Genomic DNA, 24414 nt, shown 5'->3' on the forward strand with positions numbered 1-24414 from the left:
AAAAGTTTAATACTATCAAGAAAAGTTTGCATAGGCATAGCAATATAATACATAATAATCAAAATATTCCAAATTCTGTCAATTTGCTTGCACAGTCAATTACTTCAGAACTTGGGAACTGGTTTTTAAACCAAGTGTACTGGCGTTTTGCGTAGTGTCTTGTGTTTGTTTGAGCAATCTGTATTGCTTCGTCTAAAGTAATCTCCCCTTTTAAGTATCTTATAATTTCTGGTACTCCATGTGCTTTCATAGCTGGCAAATGTGGAGATGGGTTCATGCTAAGTAGGTTTTTTACTTCATCAATTGCTCCATTTTCAACCATTTCAATAAAACGAGAATTTATTTTTCGGTATATACCCTCACGTTTAGGTAGAATTGTATATACCTTAAAATTATTGAACAAAGGAGGCTGTCTATTTTCTTGCCATACAAAGATTGTCTTGCCAGTTTCAGTGATAACTTCAAGTGCTCTTGAGAGGCGATGTGAGTCATTAATAAATATTTTACCTTGAATCCTTGGATCTTTGCTTAGCACTAATTTGTAGAATTCCTCTTTACTTAAATTTTTCCTAAGTTCATTTACGTTTTCTCTCACTTCCTGGCTTATTTGTGGAATCGATGATAATCCCTTGATTAAGCTGCTAATGTAAAGCCCACTTCCTCCAGTGATGATGGGTATTCGTGAATTTTTCAGCGCGTTGTTAACTTCCCTCTTTAAATCCTCTAGCCATAAACCTACGGAATAATTTTCTCTTGCTGAAACATAACCGTATAGCCTATAAAATTCTTTCTGCTTTGGTGGTTGAGCGGTAATTACGGGAATCTCTTTGTATACCTGCTTTGAGTCACAGTTTATTATGCTAATGTTTTTATACTTTTTTATCAAGTTATCGCATAATTCTGATTTACCTGAGGCTGTAATTCCTGTAATAATTACTATATTATCTTTCATTTATATTAATTTAACTAACCTATGATAGGGTGTAGTAAAAATTTGGATTCTACAATCTAAAATTTGGAGACTTTTATGGCAGAAAATGATAACGATAACTCATTTACTAAGCGTTTTACAAATAGGACTTCTAATGAGACAAGAGGAGGTTTTTCCAGTAAGTATTCATCTCAAAATACCAAAGAACATGCACTAGGAGCAAAAGGAAAAATTTCTGAATTGGCAAACAAAAAAGCTGAAGCCAAGGAAGCTTTTTCTGAAAGTGGCGGCATAAAGAGTAAAAGCAGAACTATCAATGAAAGATCCTTTGCTGATGCAACAAGAAGAAGTAGATCAGATCTCATATACTTAGTCCGTGGTAAAGACCGTGGAAGGTCAGCTTGGCACTATGTATTAGTTGATAAAGAAAAAAGAGAGATGTTTCTAGCAAAAAGCAGAACTGGCTCTATAGATGTTGCAGATTATGGAGAGATTTTATATTCAGGATGGGGAGATGATCCACCACAGACGATAGTCGATAAAATCAATGAGGAGTTCGGGTTGTAGCAGATCTGTTGTAAAAGTGAGCAGTTGCTGATAAAATTTATTGTAAGTATGCAATAGATGCGCGCTAGCCATTTCGGTATCTTAATTGCTACCATATAGCGATATAACGGTAAACCCAGAGCTATTGTAGACATAAGTTTTAGCTATATGGTATTTGAAGTAATAAATGCAATAAAAAATAATTTGTTAGCATGCTTTCCAACAGAGACAGTATATGCTCTTTCTTGTAATGCGCTAGGTAAGGAATCTATAGAAAAAATATATCGAATAAAAAAGCGTTCTCAAAACAAGCCGCTCTCTGTATTTGTTAGTAATATTGATAGTTTGATAAATATAGCAAAGGTAAAGGAAGAGTATATCGATTTAATAAACTATTTTTCTCCTGGACCAATGACCTATATTTTACCACTTCAAGATAACAGTATATTACCAAATGAGTGCTTTAAAGATAGTATAGGCATAAGAATTCCTGATCATCCTATTGCGATTTCAATATTAAATGAACTGAAAACTCCAGTAGTTGCAACTAGTATTAACATTTCAGGAGAAAAAAGTATATGCAAAGCAAGAGATATACCTCAGTCTATTAAGCAACACTTATCTGCAGTAATTGAAGATGATGAATTAGTTTCTGGTATAGAATCTACTATTATTGACTTAACTGGAGATAAGATTAAGGTTTTAAGAAAAGGCAAAATTTCATTGCAAACAATAAATAACGCATTTTCAAGCTAAGATCTATAGGAGAAAGAATGAAAAAAGTGATAGGCCACACCCAAGCAAAAAAAAGGATAATGAACAACTTATCTGTTCAATCTTGGCTGGTCTGTGGTAAAAAAGGTATAGGAAAAGCGACATTCGCAAAATCCTTTTCTAATTGGTTTCTTGTCAAAAATTATGATGAAGTAGCATTAGACTTACGAATTGTTGAAGGTGATACAATAGGAGTGGAAAAGGTGAGAGAAATGAAAAACTTTTTGCACTTAAGTCCCATTCAATCAGAATATAAAATAGCTATAATAGATAGCTTAGAGTCAATGACTAATAATGCTAAAAATGCAATATTAAAAATATTAGAGGAGCCGCCACAAAATTCTAAAATACTTATAATTAGCCATAAACCATATGATATACAAACCACCATCCGGTGTAGGTGTTTTCAGCTGAATTTACTTCCATTAACTTACGATGAAACAAAGCAAGTTGTTGCATCTCAATGTAAATTTGACGATAAAATATTTAATGAAACCATGAATTTATTCCCTGGAACTCCAGGAGCAATAATAGATGCAATAAACAGTGGTGCTTATGAAACACATAAGTATTTTTACACGCTTTTCCGTAATCTCAATGATTCTGATATAATTAGCAAAATAATTAATAGTGAAATTGATCTAGAACTAGCGTCACATATAATTCAAACCTTCATTTTAGAAAGTATAAAGAAAGAAGTAAATAATGTTGAAATTCTGCTAAGTCAGTGGAAAGAAATAGATGAACTTTTCGTTGCTGCAAAGCAATTTCGCTTAGATAAAAAACATGTTTTAGCTAATGTAGTTAATATCGTGACACAAAAGTGTAATACTTTTAACATAAATTTATGATAAAATTCTGCTAATTTAATACTGAAAGTATATAACTTGAATGATAGTAAATTAACTGTATGGCAATCAATAGAAGTTTTGACGAAAGCCATATTGAACATGCAGAAAGAATTAAGCTTAATTAAGAATATAGCTTCAGATCAAGACGTAACTCTAGAAAAAGGAAAGGAGCTATCAAGTGGCATTTATGAAGCAAATTTTAAGCTAAACAAGTCAATCAATATAGCTACTTTGCCAAAAATTGGCTATTATATGCTCAATGATGAGCTTGTTGTACGTAATCATATTACGGAAGAGGAAGTAAAGATTCCTAGAGATTTTCATTATCTTAAAGTTATTAAACTCAATCATGATGACTATAAACTAACGTTTTGTAATTTTTTGGGTAATGAGTTTTTTGAATATAAAAAGTATGATCCACAATATTCTGATCTTTCAGATGAATATAAATTCGTGGATTTTGGTAGTGTAAAAAAGACTAATAATCTAAAATTTAAGGAGTATGTTGGTCATGCACCTAAATTTTTTGCTGTAGGAGGTCTTATTGAGCCTGGATCTGAAAATCATGTAATTGATCTATTTGAGCTAGTCAGAGACGGTAAAGGCAGAAAAGTGGGAACCCTTGCTGATGAATTTGGTTATTTTGATGATCAAAATAAATTACACTACTATAATTATCACAAAAGTGCAGAAAGTAATACTTATGATCCTGAAAGCTTCAGTGTAAAAATGATAAATTTAGATGTGAGCAAAATCGACAAATTCTACCTTATTGCGGAACAAGGTGATATAGTCATCCATCCTTTTTTGGAAAATTTAGACATATTTTAAAGTTTTTTTAGAGTTATTATAATTAGGTTATGGAAGTTGAATCAGTAAAAAACAAAAGTTATTTCAGGAAAGCAGTAGAATGGTATTGCCACAGATACATGTTCTGCGTTGTAGAAAGATCTTGGATGGCGTTAATAGCGTTACTTCTCTTAGTATGTTTATTTTTATCATTACTAAACATATACCTATTACTTCCTGTTAAAAAAGATTTAAATTTTGTGAAGTACACGAACCACACGGAAGATGAGTTTTCTACAATACATAAACTTAGTTTTAGTGAAAAAGAAGATGAATACACTTCCATAGCAAGGTACTTGGTAAGTCAATACGTTGAAGCATACGAGTCCTCTCAGATCGTTGAATCAAAGTATCAAGAAAATTTTATAAAAAACAATTCTATATATAAAATCTATCAAGACTTTCAGGAAAAAGTAAACAATGAAGCTGTTTCATCCACAAGAAAAATTACCAACACAAACGTAACAACACTATCTATTGACCGATCGATCAAGGACTTAGTTACATTTGCTGGAAATGCCACTGTACTTTTTGCAGCTGAGCAAAATAAGAAAATGAAAGACTATGCTGTGGAGGTTAGCTTTACTTTATCAAACATGAAAGCAACTCTAACTGGTATAATACCATTTAAATTTATTGTTAACGGCTATAAATACAGGTGATTACATTTAAAAAATTACTTGGTAGCTAAAAAAAATAACTAAAGTGCATACAGCAGTAACAACTGGAGGTAAAATTAGAAGCATTGGTGTCTTTTTAATAAAATAATTTCTAGAAGGTTTTAAGAAAAAGGCATTGTAAATTATCGGTAAGAAGTATAGAGCGTTGAGTATAGTACTGACAATTAACACCAGAGCTACAAATACAGAAAGTGTTACATTACTAGAGTTAAAAACAGCTTGAAAAATGAAAAATTTGCTCCAAAAAGTCGGAGCAGGTGGTACCCCTATCATGGACAATGCACCTATAGTAAATGCTATCATACTAATTGGCATACTACGTCCTATACCGTGAATTCTATCTATGTATTTCTCACCTGTTTTCGTTATTATTGCTCCAGCAGTGAAAAACAAAGTGATTTTTGCAAATGCGTGGCAAACTAATTGAAAAATTGCAACCCTCATGCTAAATTCACTAAAAATTGAAGCGAACAATATAATATATGACAACTGAGAGATAGTAGAATAAGCAAGCAATTTCTTTAATTCCTTTTGCTTTAATGCAATTAACGATGCAGTAATAATAGTAAATCCAGCAGCGTACGGAAGCCATCCTCCAGCAAACCAACTTTGCTGTGCAAAACGTTGCATATTATCGATGCCAAAAGTGTATAATATAACTTTGATGATGATGAACACTCCTGATTTCACAACAGCAACAGCATGTAGTAGTGCGCTTACAGGAGTTGGTGCAACCATTGCTTTTGGCAACCAAAAATGCATTGGCATTAATGCAGCTTTTCCTATTCCATAAATCAGCATAGCAAAACACACTGCAATAAAAGTTATGAACGAAGTATCAAACTTGAATATTCCACCTCTTACAAAGTCTAAAGTATGGAATTCATTATATAAGAGGCCTATTGCAGGAAAAAATAACACTAAAGAAGAGAAAAATAGTAAACCAAAGTAATAGCGTCCTGCAATTACTGATTCATTTGTTGAATTGTAAGTAATCAGAGGGTATGTACTAATAGTTAGAAGCTCGTAAAAGACAAATGTAGTGAGCAAATCTCCAGAAAAAGCAATAAACATTGCACAGCTAATCGCTATTGAAAAAAAGCATAGAAAACTCGAGTAGTTACTATCAGCATAGTTATTTCGCATATAACATATTGCATATATACTGGTTAGTACCCACAAAAATGATATTAATAAACTGAATATTGCTCCACTAGACTCTAACTTTAAACTAATATGCAAATTATTACCAAAGTCCATGAGAATAAATTGAGAATGATCACCATACACCAAATATAAAGTGCATAGAGATGTATACGCAAATAGAAGCATAGAAGAAACAACAGTAATGCTATTGTTCACTCTGGGCCATTTACTAGTAAAAGAAATAGCTAATGCACTTAAAAGTGGGATCAACGCAGTAATTAACAAATAATTCTCAGTAATAAAAAGTGGCAAGGAAAGAGATATTAAAACAAAATCCATTAAGTAATTCATCTTTCTGTTTAGGTAAAGCTAAAATTATATTCAAGTTATAGAGAATTTGCTATTTTTTAGTTGTATATCGGAAGTGTTAAATAAACCATACGCATCAAGTTAAGAAAAAGTGGCGTAAGGAAGAAAGGAAATAAGAAAAAACTATTTTATATATTAAGTAATAAGGTTAGTAATTTATAGATCTTTCTAAAAGATTATCTTATCCTAGATAGGAATTTCCTAAAAAAATAAATGTAACAAATAAAATGCCAATCTTAAATATTGCTATGTTTCACGATAGCTTCTTAATTTGGCACGTATGGTTTGTTAAACACTTCCAGAATTACTCAAAACCGCTACAGACTATATCTTTCTGTATAATCTTTAAATGCACCTCTATTGGAGTCAAAATGTAGCTTCACACTGCCAATTGGCCCGTTTCTTTGTTTTGCAATGATCAGCTCTGCAATATTTCTAATTTTCTCCATTTTCTCTTGCCACTCTCGATGTTTATTACTTCCTTCATTTGGTTGCTTTCTTAATTCATAATATTCTTCTCTATAGAGGAACATTACTATATCCGCATCCTGCTCTATGCTTCCTGAATCACGTAAATCAGAAAGTTGTGGTTTTTTATCATCCCTTTGCTCAACAGAACGAGAGAGCTGTGATAGTGCAACAATGGGAATATTTAGTTCCTTTGCAATTGCTTTTAAACCCTGCGTCACTTCTGAGATTTCTTGCACTCTATTTTCACTACTCCTTTTTGTTGTTCCTCGAATTAATTGCAGATAATCGATAAATACCACCTCTACATTGTATAGTTGATATAGCAGTCGTATTCTGGTACGAAGGGCACTAATTGATAGAGCAGGAGTATCGTCTATTATGAAAGGTAATTCTGATAGACCTGTACTAGCATTAATGAATTCATGTAATTCAAAATCACTAATTCTCCCAGTCAGTGCCTTATAATAACCAATGCCTGAATCTATAGTAATCAATCTTGCGGTTAATTGCTCTGCTGACATTTCAAGTGAGAAAAAAGCTACGTAGTGTTGTTTATCTGTTCTTTTTTGCAAAATCTTACAAGCGTTAAGTGCGATGTTCAGTGCCAATGCTGTCTTTCCCATTGAGGGCCTTGCAGCTATAATTAACAGATCAGATTTCTGCAAACCACCAAGAAGCTGGTTTAGATCTTGAAGTCCGGTTGTAATACCTAGAGCCTCTGGGTTATTCTTCAGCTTGCTGATCTTCTCAACCACATCTTTAATTGAACTTGCAAGCTTTATATATGTCTTATCACCTTGCTTTTTTACTGCTAAGTTGAACAATTTTGTCATTGCCTGCTCAATTTGTAACTGTGCAGGATTTTCAATGTCGTAGTTGTAACTATCGTCAACTATCTCCTGCCCGAGCTTGATTAAGCATCTCCTTAAATAAGTATCACGGATTATTCTGGTCAAGCTATAGATATCAAGCGCAATGCTTGCCTTTGCTGCAAGTTTTGCTAGGTACTCAACTCCACCACATTCGGCAAATGCTTTATCATTTTCAAAAAACATCTTAAGGCTTAGTTCATTGGCAACTATGCCGTGTTTTCTGGTTTTAGATATCTGGGTAAAAATGCTTTGATGTAGTGGATCATAGAAATTGTCTGCTGCAATTATATCTTCAACTGCATCACAAATTCTATTATCACGAATCATTGCACCAATGAGCATTTGCTCTGCTTCTAAATTGTGTGGCAATTTACATATTTCTTCTCTTGAATCAATAAGATTAGCTAATTCATTCATTTTAAGTTTTCAGAGTAATGATTGATTATTGTAGAATATTCAGTCCTTACTTAAAAGATAAAAAATTTGACTAATCTTGTGTTGCTTATAGCATTAAAGTAGGCCCCTGTGGTGGAATGGTAGACACGGCAGACTCAAAATCTGTTGCTTGCAAAAGCATGCTGGTTCAAGTCCGGCCAGGGGCACTCAAACATTGGAAAATGCATATATGTTACATAAAATTTTTAATCGTTTATTTTCCATTCTTTCTTCTATAAATGCTATTCAAAAAGTGAAAAAGGATGATAATGGAATATGCTATGTAACGGGACTTAGACGCTATTTGTCAGTGCTGCTTGATTTAATCATCATCGTTTTATTTTTGCAGTTTTGCGGTCAGGCCTTAAATCAACTCTTCATGAGCTCAGAGAGCAGTAAAATATTAGGCCAAATTGCTGCAAAATATCAAATGCAGGTACCACTATCTGCAGAGGAAACAGCAATGCAGAGTAAGCTAATCAAGTTACTAATTCTAAATCAGATAGTTCAATTTATTATGCTTTTTAGTTATGTAGCATATATGTGGATAAGATTTGGCGCTACACCTGGAAAGTTATTACTTGGACTCAGAGTTGTAAATGCACAAACTTTTGAAAAATTGACTCCAAAACAAGCAATAAAGAGGTTTTTTTCCTTTATATTGTCAACTGCACCACTATTCTTAGGTTTCATATGGGCAAGCTTCGACAAACGTTGCCAAACTTGGCATGATAAGATCGCAGACACAGTGGTTGTCATAAATAAGAGTCTTAAGCGTGATAAAATGAACTAAATTCGTTAAAAATAAGAAAATTTTAATAGCTTTATTGATTAATTTTAGTATATCATTAATTAATGATATACTAAAATGAAATAGTAGGTAAAAAATATGCCAAGTATTACTCATTGTCAAAGTATGGATTCTATTAGCGATAGTATTGTACATATTGGTGGTAATGAAATAAAAGAATGCGCAATTGAGGCGCTAGAACCATTTAAGAACGAATTAGAAGCTCAAAGTTTTAACCTTAATGGGCTAGGAACTTCTGACCTAGTTAAAGCATGGAAGAAGATAGAAGATTTTAAAGATGCTGAGTTAAAGAATGCTTCTGACCTTGCTGATCTGATAAAAGGGCAAATTGCAGGATTTGATGAAGAAAAATTACTAGAAATGTGTACCTTCAGCAAAATTTCCTATGGTAATGTGGATAGAAAATTAGAAAAAGGTAAATATAAAACTAAAAGACAGTTTGAAGAAGAAGGTTATCAGATTATAAGATTTTACGACAATGATCTCATCGAAGACAAGTATTCTTTGGATACTGATTATAAATTAGAACAACATGATATTGGCTATGCTTTAACTGGTAGCAATTCATATAATCGAGATGCTGGTTATATTTTTATTAAAGATAAGGAAGTAACTATAGCTTATCACGGCACTCGTGATTTAAATGATGTAAAGGAAGATCTTCGTGCATCTTTAGCTAAATTGTCATTTTTACCTGAAGATCATCGTGTCCATTCTGGTTTTTACTCTTTATTCAAACGCTCTTGGCCCAGTGTGCATAAGATATTAAAAGGGCATGCTAATGATAAAGGATTAGCAATCAAAGATTTGAAAATTAATGTTACAGGTCATAGCATGGGGAGGGTGCTCTTGCTAGTATAGCTGCTTTATGTCTTAATAAAACAGAAGATGCCGAAGATGTTCATGTTGCAACTTTTGGCTCCCCAAGAGTATTCTACAATGGTGCAGCTGACGTTTACGATAAGTGTCTTGGAAATAAGACTATTAGGGTAGCTTGTCAATCAGATCCGGTACCATGTTTGCCACATGGTAATGCCGGTATGCACTATAAACATGTCGGTAAACCATTAAAATTAGAAACGGGTAAAACTCTAGAGTATTTAGAGCCACACTATCATAAAATTGACACCTATTATAACCTTATTCAGGAAGTACAGCGGGAAAATTTTAAATCAGATAATAATCCATCTAAGTATCGCCATATTGCTTATATTTGTGGCCTATTTTACCATGCAGTTTTGTCATATGTCGATGTGGATGATAAGGAATTCTTTGAAGAAGTCAGAGAAGAAAATAAAGGCATTAAGCCTTCTGAGATACCAATTGAATATGCTCCAAAATTAGAAGAGAAAATTAAACGACTAGGACAAGAAGTAGCTCAGCTTACTAACGACAAAACTCAATTAGAGAAAAGGTTAAAGAGTATACAACAAAGCTTGGCTGAAAAAACTGAGGAATTTAAGAGCGCACAAATTCAGTTAGAACAGGAGCGTAAGGGTGCAAGTGAAAAGTTAACACAAGAACAACAGAAGGCTAGTAAATTTAGTGATCAAGTAGATAAACTTACTGAAGCACTACGAAGGATAGAAGATCAGCTTGCAAAAAAGAAAGCAGAGTTGAATGGACAGACTAAAAAAGTAACTAAGCTTAATGATACTATAAAGGAACTTAAGGAAACAAATGCTGAATTAGAAAGAAAGAATAGTAATCTGGCTAATCGACTGGAGAAACTTGAGGAAGCAAAAACTAAGCTAGAAGAAAAGGTAGAATTTGCAGAAAAAGAGCTGAGGGATGCTAAAGCTCAATTCAGAGAGAGTGAGGGAGGGCTAAGGGGAGTAAAAGCTCAACTTGAACAGGAAAATAGTAATTTGTCTAGTCAAGCAAGGGAGCTTGAAGGGAAATGTGAGCAAACAGAAGTTCAACTTGTAGAATCAGAGCAAAAACTAGCTGAAGAAACTAGTAAAGTCATGCAACTTAGCAAAGAATCTAATGAAGCAAGAGTTCAGCTTGAAAAGAAGAAAAAAGAGATTGCAAAGCTAAAAGATCAAGTAGATCAAATGACTATACAAAACAATCAATTGGAAGGGCAGCTGAATGATGCAAGACAATCGTTCACTGATCAAATAATGCAACGCGAAAATGAAAATAACGACTTAAAGACAAAGCTGCAAGAAATTGAAAACAAAAGTGAAGTACTAGAGAAGAGTCTACAGAAGCAATTTGAAAGCAAGAATGAAGAGCTAAGTGAAAAATTCTTGAAAGCAAGAACTTACAGTAAAAGGCAAGGTAATTATTCTTCTGTTTCTTTTGTATTATTTGGAGCATTTGCTGTTGGTACAAGTTTGTTTAACACTCCCACAAGTTTAACAATGGTTCATTTAGCAATGTGTGTTTCGCTTGCTGCTGCATTAACTTTTCATGCAGTAGGATGTTACTGTGCGTATAAGGCAAACACAGCACTTGATAATGTCAAAATCGAAAATGATATTTATAGAATAGAACGGCTGCTTGAGTATTAATTTAAATATCCTTCATTGCTAGTTATTATACCATCACTTTAATTTGGTTGTGTTTTACTAAAAAAACTTTAGATTTATTTTATAATTGATACTCAAATATGATTTGGAATTTATTGCAGAAAGGCCAAAAGGAAGGCTATAAAATTGCGTATACTAATGCTCGTATTATTGACCCGGAAACTAAACTTGATATAAAAGGTTCCTTATTGACTGAAGGGGATAAAATTATTGATTTTGGTAAATCATTATTTTCAACAAGTGGGGTTGATGAAACAATAGACTGTGAAGGGCTTGTTCTAATGCCAGGCCTTATTGACATTCACGTACATTTTCGTGAACCAGGTCAAGAGCATAAAGAAACTATACATACAGGCAGCAAATCTGCGGCTGCAGGAGGCGTTACAACCGTAGTTTGTCAGCCAAACACTGTTCCAGCGATTGATAGTGTTGTCTTGGCTAAATATTTGAAATATAGAGCACTTGAAACTTCACATGTGAATGTTGAATTTTACGCCAAAATTACCACTTCGGAAGAAAAATTAACTGAAATGGCGCTTTTAAAGGAAGCAGGTGCGGTTGGGTTCACCGATGATGGTATGCCAGTTATGAATCCAATGATTATGAGACAGGCACTGCTTTATTCAAGTATGCTTGGTGTTCCTATTGCTCAACATGCAGAAGATTTAAATCTATCTGCTGGTGGCGCAATTAATGAGGGTAAGATTTCTGAAGAATTGGGAGTAAAGGGAATCTTGAGTGCATCAGAATCGGTTATGGTAACTCGTGATATACTGCTAATGAAGGACATAGAAAATGTACACTATCATATTTTACATGTTTCTTCAAAAGATTCACTTGATGCTATTAAACGAGCGAAAGATTTGGGGTTAAATGTTACATGTGAAGTAACTCCTCATCACTTTACTTTAACTGAAGATATAGTAAAGCAACATGGAGCAATCGCAAAAATGAATCCGCCACTGCGTACAGAGGAAGATCGTTTAGCTATGATTGAAGGTTTAAAGACAGGTGTGATTGATTGTATTGCAACCGATCATGCTCCGCATGATCTTAGTTCTAAAGATCTTCCACTTGAAAATGCTGCATTTGGTATTGTTGGCCTTGAAACAATGCTGCCCATTTCACTTGAACTATATCACAGTGGACAAATGGGTCTACTTGATGTGCTTGCAAAATTGACATATAAGCCTGCAGATATCATACATGTGCCACGTGGCCGCGTACAGAAAAACCTTGCAGCGGACTTAATTTTAGTTGATTTGGATCATGAATGGAAAATTAAAGTTGACAACTTTGCTAGTAAATCAAAAAATTCCCCTTTCGATGGACGCAAAGTAAAAGGGCACGTAGTACGTACTGTTGTGTCTGGCAAAACTGTGTACTTATGGAAGAGTTAGTTATCATATAGTTGTGCTTTAAATTTCAACTAATTGTAAAGATTTAATATAAGTGGTAAAATATAGCCACTGAATAAAAAATATATGCTAATTAATACGACATTGGAACTGAAGAATGCGTGTGAAGAATTGATAGCAAAAGAGCCAAAATTTATAGCAGTGGACACGGAGTTCATTAGAAACAATTTAACCTATTACCCAAGATTGTCGCTAATGCAAATTTCTTACGGAGATAAGAGTTTTATTGTAGATATACTAGTGCCAGAGATTGACTTATCGCTCATTAAGAAGATAATGCTGAATCGAGACATAACCAAAGTGTTTCATAGTTGTCGGCAAGACATAGAATCCTTACTCACCGTACTTAAATGTGTTCCCACTCCCATTTTTGATACCCAAGTTGCTGCTATGTTTTGTCATTATTATCACGACTTTATTGGTTATTCAAAAGTAGTAGAGCAATATCAGGGGGTAGCGCTGGATAAAATTAAAGCTAAAAATTCAGACTGGTTAAAACGGCCATTATCTGAGGATCAATTAGATTATGCAGTAAATGACGTTATACACCTATATGACCTACACCAAATATTGTGCAATAAACTTGAAGAAGATAATAGGATGGGCTGGTTTCAAGAAGAGATGGAATCAATAGTTGATGTCAATAAGTATTTGCATAATCCAAAAGATGCATGGAAGAGGATTAAATTTAATTATGAAGCAAATCCAAGGTTGATGTTAACTGTTAAAGCAGTTAGTGAGTGGCAAGAGACCTTAGCACAGCGTTACAATATAAATCGTAATAAGGTAGTCAATAATGCCGTAGTAACTGGTTTAATTGAAAAAAACGTGGAACATATTGATGATATTTTAGATGACCTTAAGAGAAACACAAAAAATATAAAAGAGGAAGATTTATTAGAATTTATAGATATTTTTAATGAGAATGAGAAGGAATTTGTGCAGCAAAATTATACTCTGTCAGATAATTATGATAAATCTGTATTTGATATACTCTCGATTATTTTGGAGAGCAAATGTAAGGAAAATAACATATCAAGAAAGTTAATTTCATCAAAAGCTGAGTTAGCTGGCTCAATATCTGGGCAGATAGATAAACTATTCAAGGGATGGAGATATGATTTTTTCGGCAGATCAGTAGAATCGTTTTTGAATGTAGGCTCAAGGTTTGAAATTTTAATGGTAAAATCTGCTGATAGTATAGCTAAAATTCAGAGTAATCTTGTGGAGAATAACCGTATCACGTGTTGAGGTCTAACGAGTTTATTATATCTTTCACTTGAGAAAGAACATTTGCGCTGGTATTGATGATAAAGTCGCTCATTTGCTTTTTTTCTTCAATAGGTAGCTGAATACTAGACATTAGATCCAGCTTTTTTTTATCCATATTACGCTCACTGATCCTTTGAGCTTGTACAGCGCTATCTGCATGGATAAAGACAATAAAATCGCAATATGAACGGAATCTAGTTTCCAGCAGGAGTGGAATGTCTAGAACTAGAAATTTTCCGTCGTTTTCTTTCTCCTGAGCAATAAAAATTTCTAATTCATTTCGCACAGCGGAATGCACTAAAGACTGAAATTGCTTCCAATTTTCATCATAAGCTAAAAAATATTTAGATAATACTGTTCTATCTATTTTTCCATTTACTATCACCCCAGGAAATTTTTCTTCTGCGTAACTTATTATGTTTTTGTTTACTTTATAAAGCTGGTGCACGACAGAGTCGGCATCAAACAAAGCGGCACCAAATTCTTTAAAGCAATTGGCTACAAAGCTCTTTCCGACTGCAATTCCACCTGTTAAACCTATGATCATATAGCAAAATGCATTAACTTCTTTTGAAACTATAGCTAAGGTTTCTCTATATATATTAACTAGATTTTCTAGATCCCAATGTCAAGCACATAACTATACGAACATTTATTTGCGAAGGCAGTGTGTTAAATGTTATAGCCGATTTTGCCTCAAACACAAAGATGTCATCCCAGTGCCCAGACACTGGGATCCAGGAAAATTGATTGTGCACTATAGCAACATTTTTGATCAAAAACTGGATTCCAGCGTCAAGCACTGGAATGACACCCTTCCGGTGGAAATTGCTCTCAAACTACAATATTTGTGCAGCGTGTATAGGATAGGCTTTGTTAGCTATAGAGGCTCTGATGATACAAGAAAAAAGAAAAGCTATTATTTTTTTAGTAATTAAGTAAAATAGAGTGAAAGATTAAGAGGAAATTTTGAAAAATAAGATAAAAAAGATAGTGATTTCAGGAAAAGAAGTGTGGCCGATTATCGAAGGTGGCAAAGGCATTGCAATTAGTGACGGAAGATCAAGTGGAGCATTTGCTGCAGCAGATGCTGTTGGTACGTTTTCTGGTGCAAATGCTAAACTTATCGATGACAATGGCGAGCTGGTACCACTAATTTATAAAGGTAAAACAAGAAATGAAAAGCATGAAGAGTTAATCAAGTATAGTATTGAGGCTGGAGTTAGTCAAGCAAAAATAGCGAATGAAATATCAAAGGGCCGTGGAAGAATACATATGAACGTGCTTTGGGAAATGGGAGCAGCAGAACAAGTCCTTCATGGCATATTAGAAAAAGCAAAAGGCTTAGTTCATGGCATCACTTGCGGTGCTGGTATGCCTTACAGGCTTGGAGAAATTGCAGCTAAATATCAAGTTTATTACTACCCTATTATCTCATCGGCGCGCGCTTTTAAAGCGTTGTGGAAACGTGCTTACCAAAAAATATCTTCTTTTTTACTTGGTGGAGTAGTATATGAGGATCCGTGGCTTGCTGGTGGTCACAATGGACTCAGTAATAGTGAAGATCCAGAATTATCACAGGCTCCATTTGAAAGAGTTGCAGAGCTTAGATCTTTCATGAATGAAGTCGGTCTTTCTGAAACGCCAATTGTTATGGCGGGGGGAGTGTGGAATTTGAAGGATTGGGAACATTGGTTTGACAATTTACAAATCGGACCAATAGCTTTTCAGTTTGGCACTCGTCCACTTTTAACAAAAGAAAGTCCGATTTCTACAGAATGGAAAAAGAAGTTACTTACTTTAGAAGAAGGTGATGTATTTTTAAACAAATTTAGTCCAACAGGATTTTACTCATCTGCAGTAAGAAATAGCTTCATACATGAGCTACAGGAACGAAATTCACGTCAAATGAAATTTTCAGAAAGTGTGAGTGGAGAGTTTAATAATGAATTTGCAATGGGTAGCAGAGGTAGAAAGATTTACCTCATTGCAAAAGACAAAGAGCTAGCAAATGCATGGATTAAAGCAGGGTATACAGAGGTAATGAAAACTCCAGATACAACTGTTATTTTTGTGACATCAGGCAAATTTGCGGAAATAAGACAAGATCAAATTAATTGCATGGGATGTTTGAGTCACTGCTTATTTAGCAATTGGAAAGATCATGGTGACCATTCAACAGGGCGAAAACCAGATCCACGAAGCTTCTGTATACAAAAGACACTGCAAAACATTATACATGACGGTGATATTGAAAATGAACTTATGTTTTCTGGACACAATGTGTACAAATTTAAGCAAGACCCATTTTATGAGAATGGCAACGTACCAACAGTAAAGGAGCTGGTGGAAAGAATATTGACAGGTTTATGACTAACTTGACAAAAAGACATTATTCTATATAATTTATAGTAATAATTGTTTATTAATTTAATCTTAATTTGAGGAGAATATCTATGCGCGGTAGTGTTTTAAAAAGGTATGCACTTGCCTATATAAAAGAAAATGGCAGTGACAATAATGTTCAAGAATTTTTACGTTCTCGTGGTATGCAAAATATTGAGAACTGGAGTGATAAAAATTTTGAAGATGCGTATAAGGAATTTAGGCGCTATAACCTAACTAATGAACACAATATAGGAAGTGATCGACGTGATAGTAGGCAACAACCTACAAGCCCTCAGGTTACACACGTACATGTACACAATAATAGAGGTTTAGATTTTTGGGATTATTTTCTACTTCGTAGCCTGTTTAGTGGTAATACTGGTCATACTACAGTGATAAATAACCTTGGTTCCGGTAGCAGTAACCAGCCAAGCAGAGAAGATAAGAAAAAAGACGCAGAAGACAACAGGAAATTATTAGCTTTAGGGATAGTAGCTGTAGTTGCGTGTGTTGCTTTCCATGCTTTAATGTGTGTGTGGTACAACAGCAGCGAAAAAACGGCTAGAAAATCAGAAAAGGTAGATTACCTGGATAATAAACTTAAAATGTTCAGAAATATAGAATTTGCAGTTGGTGCAATTTCTTTAGCAGCTTTGATAGGTTGCGCTATTAACCCAGTCTTACCAGTTTGGGGTTTAGTCATTCTTGGCATTAATTCTCTTGTGTGTCTTGCTGGTGGTGTGGCTTTTCATATGAAACATGAGAAAGAGTCAGAAGATATTGAGAAAGCTAAAGAAGTGGTAGCTGATTATCATAAACGAGGACCTGGGCATAGCTTTGGAGATCCTTCTCATCGTGAACCACCACCTCCTTACTCTCCTCAAGGTCCTAATGCTGCTCCAAGTGCTCCTCCTCAAAGTGAGTTTAGCAATTCTTATCAGGAAAAAAATTTTGGAGATCATGGAATATAGCTATACGAACATTCATTTTGAAAGGTAAATTGCACAGCAAATGTTCAGTGCTTGACACTGGAATCCAGCTTTTTGTGATTTTATTGAAAATGTTGTATAGTCATTTGTTTACAATTAATTTTTCTGGATCCCAGTGTCTGGGCACTGGGATGACATCTGTGTGTTTGAGGCAAAATCTGCTATAGTATTTAACACACTACTTTCACAGACGAATGTTCGTACAGTTGTGAGGTTATGGACAGCAAACTGCTTACCCTCAAGCGTAAATTACTTACAGGATACCGCTGCAAAACGCAGCGGTATAATGGATTTTCAGATTGCTTGTATGATAGGATATATATTGATTTTTATTACTAGTGCAGATACGATAAAGCTTTAAACAGTACAAAATGGAGCAATTTGAGAGCTTTTACGTCACTACGCCAATATATTACGTAAACGACAAGCCACACATCGGCCACGCATATACTTCCCTTATCTGTGATGTTGCAGCTAGATTTATGAAACTAGCTGAAAAGAACGTCAAATTTACTACTGGTACGGATGAACATGGACAGAAAATTGAAAAAGCGGCTAAGGTAAAGGGAATAGAGCCAAAAGAATTTACAGATGAAATAAGTGTTACATTCAGAAAATTGGCTGAGCTAATGAACCTTGATTATGATGATTTTATTCGCACTACAGAAGAACGTCATGAAAAAGCAGTTATAGCTCTATGGAATAGGCTTGAAGAGAGAGGGCAAATATATCTGGATTCTTACTCAGGTTGGTATTCAGTTCGTGATGAAGCGTTTTATCAGGAATCAGAGTTGATAGATGGCAGAGCGCCAACAGGTGCTGAAGTTCAGTGGATAAAAGAAGAGAGCTACTTTTTTCGCTTGTCAAATTGGCAAAACAAATTGCTGGAGTTATATGAAAATCAGCCGAATTTTATCTTTCCTGAGAGCAGAAAAAATGAAGTGGTATCGTTTGTAAAATCAGGACTGACTGACCTTTCGATTTCTCGTACTAGTTTTAATTGGGGAATAAAAGTACCAGGGAATGACAAGCACGTAATTTATGTTTGGATAGATGCGCTCACTAACTATCTCACATCAATAGGCTTTCCTAATATAGAAGATGAGGAATATAAGAAGTTTTGGACAAACTCCTTCAACGTTCATGTGATCGGTAAAGACATATTGCGTTTTCACGCTGTATACTGGCCAGCTATTCTTCTTGCAGCAGATTTACCACTGCCAAAGCAAATTGCAGCTCATGGTTGGTGGCTAAACGAGGGGGAAAAAATATCCAAATCCCTTGGTAACGTTATAGATCCAATTGATCTTGCAGAAGAGTTTGGTGTTGATCAACTACGCTATTTTCTCCTTCGGGAAGCAAGTTTCGGTCAAGATGGTAATTTCAGTAAGAAGAACATGATCAGCCGCATAAACTCAGAGCTGGCAAACAATATAGGCAATTTAGTGCAAAGAACAATTTCATTTCTGCACAAGCAATGTTTTGGAGTTGTACCAGTGGTCGATCGCAATTTGCTTAAAGATGATAAGAGTCTACCAGATTGCAAAGCCATAATTGATCAAGTAATGGATCATCTATCAAAGTATGAATTTAACCAGATTATACTTCTGATTATCAATATTTCTTCCAAAGCCAACGCTTACATAGATAAAAGTGCACCTTGGATGTTAAGCAAAACTGACAGAGAGCACATGAATTTAGTAATTTACAAACTACTCGAATACATTAGAATAATTGGTATTTTATTGCAGCCAATTGTTCCCAGATCAGCAGAAACGATACTAGATCAATTGCAAATTCCAAAAGAACAACGTGATTTAAAATCTCTGTGCAACGCATGTGTAAGTTTAGGCATTACACTGCCTAAACCTACGCCGATTTTTTTGAGGATCGATATTTAAAAAATCCTTAGTAAGCCGTTACAAGACTAGACTGAGTTGGCCGTTCTGTAGTTAGCCTTTTTAATTCAACAGAGTCAAAAAAAGTGCCTTGACGTTTTGATGTATCTATACCGTTATCTACTTTGGAAGAAATGATTGAGATGCACCGAAATTATTTTTAGCACTCTTAAAAGAAGAATTTAACATTTCGTGAGACTCATCAACTTTACTTTTCAACATAGTCTGTGGAGTAGGTACATGGTGAGCAGATGGTAAATTTACAGTAGAATTACCATCAGCTTGGCCTAGATGTGCCTGCTGCTCAGATAATCCAGAAGCAGGATCTAAAGTACATACGGGAGTTGGAAACAACTTTGATGCTAAAGCTGCTACTATAACTGATGCGTACGTTGCAATACTACTAAATTTTACAATCTGAGTTGTTCTATCTTTTAGTTTTGGTTGATCACCTGTTTCTTTTGCTACTGCATGCAATTTTGGTTGATTACCTTCTTCTTTAAATAAATTGCTAAGTGACCTTACCCAGAAAAAGTAGAGAGGAAGTTAAGACGTTTTTGAATTAAAATAGAACGTTTTTTCAAAGAGGTGTAGTATGGGAAACAGAAGGGAATATACAATAGAGTTTAAATTGGAAGCAATAAAACTAGTAAGAGAAACAGGTCAACCGTCAGCAAAAATAGCAAGAGATTTAGGTATGAATGGAGATTTATTAAGCAGATGGGTAAGAAAATATAATGAAAAAATGTCTGGAGTAGATGCATTTCCAGGCAAAGGAAAGTTAGCTCCTTATGACAAAGAAAGGTTTTACTTAAAGAAAGAGTTAGCAAGAATAACTAGGGAAAGAGACATTTAAAAAAAAGCTCTGGGATATTTTGCCAGCCAAAAGGAGTAAAATATTCTTTTATAAAAGAGCATAGAAGCAGCTATAAAATACAGGAGTTATGTAGGGTTTTAAATGTATCTGCTTGTGGTTATTATAAATGGGTTGCTCAGGAGAAAAGCAATAAAGAATTAGCAAGAGAGGAGCTTCTAGCAGATATTCAAAAAATATATCAAGCATCACAATGCAGGTGCGGAGCTCCTAAAATCCATGCTGAACTAAAAGCTTTAGGCAAAAATTATAACATCAAAACAGCGCAAGATGTAATGCAAAAAAATGGCATTCAAGCTAAGCTTAGAAGAAGATTCAAAACTAAAAAACAGCAAACAGATAGTAGGATTATAGCTCCAAATATCCTGGATCAAAATTTTACTACGGACCAGCCCAATAAGGTATGGGTAACTGATATTACTTATATAAAAACCAAAGAAGGCTGGATATATTTGGCAGTCAATAATTGACTTATATTCACGTATGGTAGTTGGTTGGTCAATGAGTAGTTCAATGGATAAACAATTAATTATAGATCCTTTATTTATGGCTGTTAATAAACGAAAATCCACCGAAGATCTACTGTTTCATAGTGATCAAGGGTCACAATATACTTCTAAAAATTACCAATTCTTATTAAATAGGAAAAATATTATCTCTAGCATGAGTCATAAGGGTTGTTGTTATGATAACTCACCTGCAGAAAAGCTCACTCAAAAGAGAGCTACTTATTGATCCTTCACAACACTCTGCTCAACAAGCTAGAACTGCCATATTTGAATACATTGAAATTTTTTATAATAAACAACGACGTTATTCTACTATTAACTATTGCATCCCTGAACAATTTGATGCATCATTTTCATGACAAAAACGTCTTAACTTCCTCTCTACTTTTTCTTGGTAAGGTGACTTGTCATGCATACTTCCATGTAATTGATCGTGGCAGTGCTTATGAAGCAAGGATAGATTTTTCATATTATTGTGCGTCTATTGCGGTCTTGATGATGTACATGTGTTAAACCTAAGCCAAAGATAACAATAATTACATTTACCTTGCTGTAACTTCAGTAATTTTATTACTCGTGATCTGGTAATTTGCTTAACGGTTTCCTCAGTATGGCCAATCCCCATCATATGGAGATCTATTCCCATTTACTTTGATATGTCGTTTAATAGCATGATCTCTATGTCTAATAAGATATAGCTTGTTACTTACCATATACCTTGTATATTCATATAAAGTTATTACTAACCACTTTAGTTCACTGTAGCCTAATTAATACAGAAACATACCTTCTTTAGCATTAACGAAAATTCATTTATTTACTTTCCAAAAAATCACAAAAGTACCTACCTTTGTGAGAACTTGTTGGGTAAAAACGGGGTTGTAAAAATAAAGGTGTGAAAATTTTGCAACAAAGTTAGGCAAATTAGTTCATATCTAAATGTGGCTAAAGTAGGCTAAAATAGCTGCTTTTACGATATAGCAGAATTATTATAAAGAAAAGTTCGCACGGATCCAGCGGTGTACGTGGGTGTTTCTAACCACTTTAGTAGTAATGAAAAGTGTTTCTCGCTCAACGCTTTGAATGCGATATTTTTATTCATCATTACACCGTGTTTAGCACAAGGTTATGCAAGAAATCTAATACTTAATGCTTGCTTCCCGCAGATAAAAGCTCTATCACCTCTTTATAACCATGATAAATAGCATAATGTAGAGGAGTAAATTCTTCTTTATCTACTGTATTAATATCAGCTCCTTCCTTTAGTAAGAGCTCTACTATTACTTTATCATTAATATGCACAGCAAAATGTAAAGGAGTCTTCCCAAATTGATCCAGTGCATTAATATTTATTTCTTTTGCAAGTAAAAACTTCACCATTTCCTTATGACCTTTCGAAGCAGCTGAATGTAAAATAGTAAATCCTTCTTTATCTACCGTACAAATGTCCGCCCCCTCCTGGAGTAAAAATTCTGCCATTTCTTTATTGCCTTGGTGAACAGCATGACGTAAAGGAGTCCAACCATGCTGATCTGCTGCATCAATGTTTGCTCCTTTTTCAAGTAAAAACTTCATCACTTCTTTATGACCTTGTGCAACAGCAAGATATAAAGGAGTCCAACCATGCTGATCTGCTGCATCAATGTTTGCTCCTTTTTCAAGTAAAAATTTCACTAACCCTTTGTGACCATTTTCAGCAGTATAATGTAATGGAGTACGTTGCTCTCTATCTACTGCATTAATATTTGCCCCTTCTTTAAATAACAATTCCGCTATCTCTTTTTTACCACTGAAAGCAGCAACATGCACAAGAGTGCATCCATTCTCATCTGCTAAGTTAACATGCAACCCCTCTTCTATTAGTCTTTGAAGTTGCTTTATATCTCCTTCCATAATAGTAGCATAAAGCTGTTCAGTTGACTTCATAAGCGGTGTATCCATATGTGCCTCCCAAAACTCAAAGCCCTTAGTATGACTTTGGGCCCCCTCATAAGCATGATTTGAAAAGGTATTTATATCAGATAAGTTTGCTGTTTCTATTACTATAGGTCGGTAAATGACTAGACCTTCTTTACTTTGTGCTGAACGGTAAGGTATTGCAAAAACAAGAGTTATTCCTTCTGGATCTCTGATATCATATGCCTCAATAAAGAGCGATTCATCACGCTTATTGTTCTGTGTAAAAAAACCGTCATAGGCAAGTAGCGCGTAATCATCACGTGAAGAAGAAAGTATAGACTGCAGTTGTTCTCGAGCTATGGCTACAGCGCATTCGTATGGGAGATCATCACCACCAACTCGCCTAAATACACGTTTATCTGCATTCTGTATGGCAATTAGTGGTACAACATTCTCCTCATCAGGTCCTATACAGTTTAACATCCAAACCATATGAGCCGTAAAAAAAACCGATAAACTGTGCAAAATCATTCTTAACAAGACTTTTAGGTTTTATCCAAGGTACTTTACGCCACGCACAACTTTCAGTGTACTTATACGTTCCTGTCCCTTTAAGATATTCTGCTATTTCATAGTGATCATATTGAAAAGCTAAATGAAATGGATTATTATCATATTTATCAAGAACATTTACATCGGCTCCTTTTTTCACAAGATGTTTTACCGTTGGAAAGCAGCCATACTGAGCAGCCATATGTAATGCAGTAGATCCATTTCCATTAGTAGAATTTATCTCGATTCCTTTTTCTATAAGGTGTTTAACCATCTTTAAGTGGCCATTTTTAGTAGCTAAATGTAAGGCAGTCCATTTATCTTTTTCCACTGCATTAACATCAGCCCCTTTTTCTATAAGGTATTTAACTATCTCTAAGTGGCCATTTCCAGCAGCTAAATGTAAAGGAGTCCATCCATCAGGGTCTTTCTCATCAACCTTAGCCCCGTTTTCTATAAGGTATTTAACTATCTTTAACTGACCATTGTAAGCAGCTATATGCAGTAATGTAGATTCTTGATCAAATTGCTCATCATTTATGGTCCACGAAATGTTAAATAGGTGCTTTACATCAAATCTATCCTGCTTCCACTTCTCATATACACCTTTAAATTGGTCTTGTAATTTTACCTTTATCTGTTCAAGTATATCATCATTTGAGTTTACTGCATCCAATATCTCCTTCCACTGGCCCAATGTTAAAATCATAAGTATCTCCTTGTTGCTAAAAATAGTAATACAATTTACTTATCGAGTATTCTAATAGAAAAGTCCATATTTATATACTTTTTATACTTTAATGCAAAGTTATTAATAATCACCTTAGCTTCAGAAACATACTACAAATTAGCGTCATAAAAATCTTGAATGTTTACTTTTTCAAAAAACATAAAAATAGTACATATATTTTTGAGAACAAGCCGCGTAAAGATAGGGTTGTAAAAATAGAAGCTTGAAATCTTTGCAACAAAATCAGGCAAACTAATTCGTATATAGATTTAGCGAAAGTGAGCCAATATAGATAGTTTTAGCGTTATAGTAAAGTTACTATATTAAAAAGTTCGTATGGGTCAAGTGGTAGACCAATTCATTCCAAAACAAACTCTTCTCACAATAGTGGTTTTGGGTGATTGGAAATGGTTATTTTATTGAATTTTTAGCAAAATATAATACTAGATCAATTCTAATTTATTTAATAGTAATAAAGAAAAACTGAGATAATTTAAAGATAGAATAAAGCTTTTCTACAAGCTCAGCTCAAAAGCTTAAATAAAATAATAAAAACCATTTGCACCGCCAATTTTATTTACTAGCATGTAACAAGATCTTTAGATTTTATGTG

25 protein-coding genes, 1 tRNA gene and 2 pseudogenes are annotated in these 24414 nt (G+C 34.4%); 20 read left to right on the forward strand and 8 right to left on the reverse strand.

Features of this window, described 5'->3' with window-relative positions; genetic code table 11:
- Positions 1-58 precede the first annotated feature (58 nt).
- A complete protein-coding gene (gene miaA, locus ABWU64_RS02225) occupies positions 59-952 on the reverse strand; it encodes a tRNA (adenosine(37)-N6)-dimethylallyltransferase MiaA (RefSeq protein WP_015588434.1) in 894 nt (297 codons plus the stop codon).
- Between the two features lie 75 nt (positions 953-1027).
- On the opposite strand from miaA, the gene ABWU64_RS02230 reads away from it, so the two are divergent.
- The 5 genes from ABWU64_RS02230 to ABWU64_RS02250 all read left to right on the forward strand — a co-directional run bounded on the left by ABWU64_RS02230 (position 1028) and on the right by ABWU64_RS02250 (position 4613).
- Positions 1028-1498, forward strand: coding sequence for a hypothetical protein (locus tag ABWU64_RS02230; RefSeq protein WP_015588435.1), 471 nt, complete (start codon positions 1028-1030; stop codon positions 1496-1498).
- 147 nt (positions 1499-1645) lie between these two features.
- Positions 1646-2233, forward strand: a complete 588-nt coding sequence (locus tag ABWU64_RS02235) for an L-threonylcarbamoyladenylate synthase (protein ID WP_015588436.1) — start codon at positions 1646-1648, stop codon at positions 2231-2233.
- A 17-nt stretch (positions 2234-2250) separates the two neighbouring features.
- A complete protein-coding gene (locus tag ABWU64_RS02240; protein WP_015588437.1) occupies positions 2251-3102 on the forward strand; it encodes a DNA polymerase III, delta' subunit in 852 nt (283 codons plus the stop codon).
- A gap of 36 nt (positions 3103-3138) precedes the next feature.
- Positions 3139-3933, forward strand: coding sequence for a hypothetical protein (locus ABWU64_RS02245; RefSeq protein ID WP_353274333.1), 795 nt, complete (start codon positions 3139-3141; stop codon positions 3931-3933).
- A gap of 29 nt (positions 3934-3962) precedes the next feature.
- Positions 3963-4613 (forward strand): VirB8/TrbF family protein, encoded by a 651-nt coding sequence (locus tag ABWU64_RS02250; protein ID WP_353279777.1) that lies wholly within the window; start codon positions 3963-3965, stop codon positions 4611-4613.
- Between the two features lie 6 nt (positions 4614-4619).
- Here ABWU64_RS02250 and ABWU64_RS02255 read toward each other — a convergent pair whose 3' ends face one another.
- Positions 4620-6116 (reverse strand): proton-conducting transporter membrane subunit, encoded by a 1497-nt coding sequence (locus ABWU64_RS02255; protein WP_353279851.1) that lies wholly within the window; start codon positions 6114-6116, stop codon positions 4620-4622.
- A 347-nt stretch (positions 6117-6463) separates the two neighbouring features.
- Positions 6464-7906, reverse strand: coding sequence for a replicative DNA helicase (locus tag ABWU64_RS02260; RefSeq protein WP_063630545.1), 1443 nt, complete (start codon positions 7904-7906; stop codon positions 6464-6466).
- Between the two features lie 102 nt (positions 7907-8008).
- On the opposite strand from ABWU64_RS02260, the gene ABWU64_RS02265 reads away from it, so the two are divergent.
- From ABWU64_RS02265 to ABWU64_RS02295, 7 genes and pseudogenes are all read left to right on the forward strand, one after another.
- Positions 8009-8091, forward strand: a tRNA-Leu gene (locus ABWU64_RS02265).
- 23 nt (positions 8092-8114) lie between these two features.
- A complete protein-coding gene (locus ABWU64_RS02270; RefSeq protein ID WP_063630587.1) occupies positions 8115-8717 on the forward strand; it encodes an RDD family protein in 603 nt (200 codons plus the stop codon).
- Positions 8718-8813: 96 nt separating this feature from the next.
- Positions 8814-9596: a lipase family protein gene (locus ABWU64_RS02275; protein ID WP_353279778.1), complete on the forward strand. Its 783-nt coding sequence runs from the start codon at positions 8814-8816 to the stop codon at positions 9594-9596.
- A pseudogene (locus tag ABWU64_RS02280) lies at positions 9593-9703 on the forward strand (hypothetical protein); the annotation flags it as partial. The gene ABWU64_RS02275 and the pseudogene ABWU64_RS02280, both read left to right, overlap by 4 nt.
- A 51-nt stretch (positions 9704-9754) precedes the next feature.
- Positions 9755-11254, forward strand: a complete 1500-nt coding sequence (locus ABWU64_RS02285; RefSeq protein ID WP_353279779.1) for a hypothetical protein — start codon at positions 9755-9757, stop codon at positions 11252-11254.
- A gap of 98 nt (positions 11255-11352) precedes the next feature.
- Positions 11353-12672 carry a dihydroorotase gene (locus ABWU64_RS02290; RefSeq protein ID WP_353279781.1) on the forward strand — a complete coding sequence of 440 codons (1320 nt, stop codon included), beginning with the start codon at positions 11353-11355 and terminating at the stop codon, positions 12670-12672.
- A gap of 84 nt (positions 12673-12756) precedes the next feature.
- Entirely contained in the window at positions 12757-13941 is a 1185-nt protein-coding gene (locus tag ABWU64_RS02295) for a ribonuclease D (protein WP_353274329.1), read from the forward strand.
- Here ABWU64_RS02295 and coaE read toward each other — a convergent pair.
- Positions 13931-14509, reverse strand: a complete 579-nt coding sequence (gene coaE / locus ABWU64_RS02300; RefSeq protein ID WP_135353052.1) for a dephospho-CoA kinase — start codon at positions 14507-14509, stop codon at positions 13931-13933. The genes ABWU64_RS02295 and coaE overlap by 11 nt on opposite strands.
- 422 nt (positions 14510-14931) lie before the next feature.
- On the opposite strand from coaE, the gene ABWU64_RS02305 reads away from it, so the two are divergent.
- The 3 genes from ABWU64_RS02305 (at position 14932) to metG (ending at position 19240) form a co-directional block, all read left to right on the forward strand.
- Entirely contained in the window at positions 14932-16335 is a 1404-nt protein-coding gene (locus tag ABWU64_RS02305) for an NAD(P)H-dependent flavin oxidoreductase (RefSeq protein WP_353279782.1), read from the forward strand.
- An 83-nt stretch (positions 16336-16418) separates the two neighbouring features.
- Positions 16419-17321, forward strand: a complete 903-nt coding sequence (locus ABWU64_RS02310; protein WP_341815853.1) for a hypothetical protein — start codon at positions 16419-16421, stop codon at positions 17319-17321.
- A gap of 389 nt (positions 17322-17710) precedes the next feature.
- Entirely contained in the window at positions 17711-19240 is a 1530-nt protein-coding gene (gene metG / locus ABWU64_RS02320; RefSeq protein ID WP_353279783.1) for a methionine--tRNA ligase, read from the forward strand.
- Positions 19241-19357: 117 nt separating this feature from the next.
- On the opposite strand, the gene ABWU64_RS02325 is transcribed toward metG, so the two are convergent.
- Positions 19358-19714: a hypothetical protein gene (locus ABWU64_RS02325; protein WP_015588597.1), complete on the reverse strand. Its 357-nt coding sequence runs from the start codon at positions 19712-19714 to the stop codon at positions 19358-19360.
- 118 nt (positions 19715-19832) lie between these two features.
- Between ABWU64_RS02325 and ABWU64_RS02330 the strand changes: the two genes are divergently transcribed.
- From ABWU64_RS02330 to ABWU64_RS02350, 5 genes and pseudogenes are all read left to right on the forward strand, one after another.
- Entirely contained in the window at positions 19833-20093 is a 261-nt protein-coding gene (locus ABWU64_RS02330) for a transposase (protein WP_015588598.1), read from the forward strand.
- 194 nt (positions 20094-20287) lie between these two features.
- Positions 20288-20368 (forward strand): annotated as a pseudogene (locus tag ABWU64_RS02335) (hypothetical protein); the annotation flags it as partial.
- 18 nt (positions 20369-20386) lie between these two features.
- A complete protein-coding gene (locus tag ABWU64_RS02340; protein WP_051063888.1) occupies positions 20387-20581 on the forward strand; it encodes a hypothetical protein in 195 nt (64 codons plus the stop codon).
- Positions 20582-20624: 43 nt separating this feature from the next.
- The gene (locus ABWU64_RS02345) at positions 20625-20846 is read left to right on the forward strand and encodes an IS3 family transposase (protein WP_051063889.1); all 222 of its coding nucleotides are present in this window, start codon (positions 20625-20627) and stop codon (positions 20844-20846) included.
- Positions 20797-20979 (forward strand): IS3 family transposase, encoded by a 183-nt coding sequence (locus ABWU64_RS02350; protein ID WP_353279784.1) that lies wholly within the window; start codon positions 20797-20799, stop codon positions 20977-20979. The genes ABWU64_RS02345 and ABWU64_RS02350 overlap by 50 nt, the downstream gene beginning before the upstream one ends.
- Here ABWU64_RS02350 and ABWU64_RS02355 read toward each other — a convergent pair.
- The 3 genes from ABWU64_RS02355 to ABWU64_RS02365 all read right to left on the reverse strand — a co-directional run bounded on the left by ABWU64_RS02355 (position 20940) and on the right by ABWU64_RS02365 (position 23780).
- Positions 20940-21089, reverse strand: a complete 150-nt coding sequence (locus tag ABWU64_RS02355; protein WP_341815856.1) for a hypothetical protein — start codon at positions 21087-21089, stop codon at positions 20940-20942. The genes ABWU64_RS02350 and ABWU64_RS02355 overlap by 40 nt on opposite strands.
- Positions 21090-21766: 677 nt before the next feature.
- A complete protein-coding gene (locus tag ABWU64_RS02360) occupies positions 21767-23002 on the reverse strand; it encodes an ankyrin repeat domain-containing protein (protein ID WP_353279785.1) in 1236 nt (411 codons plus the stop codon).
- Entirely contained in the window at positions 22980-23780 is an 801-nt protein-coding gene (locus tag ABWU64_RS02365; RefSeq protein ID WP_353279786.1) for an ankyrin repeat domain-containing protein, read from the reverse strand. Before ABWU64_RS02365 ends, ABWU64_RS02360 begins: the two co-directional genes overlap by 23 nt.
- Between the last annotated feature and the right edge of the window lie 634 nt (positions 23781-24414).

It is taken from the genome of Wolbachia endosymbiont (group B) of Xanthorhoe designata, assembly GCF_964028585.1.
Classification (GTDB): Bacteria; Pseudomonadota; Alphaproteobacteria; order Rickettsiales; family Anaplasmataceae; genus Wolbachia.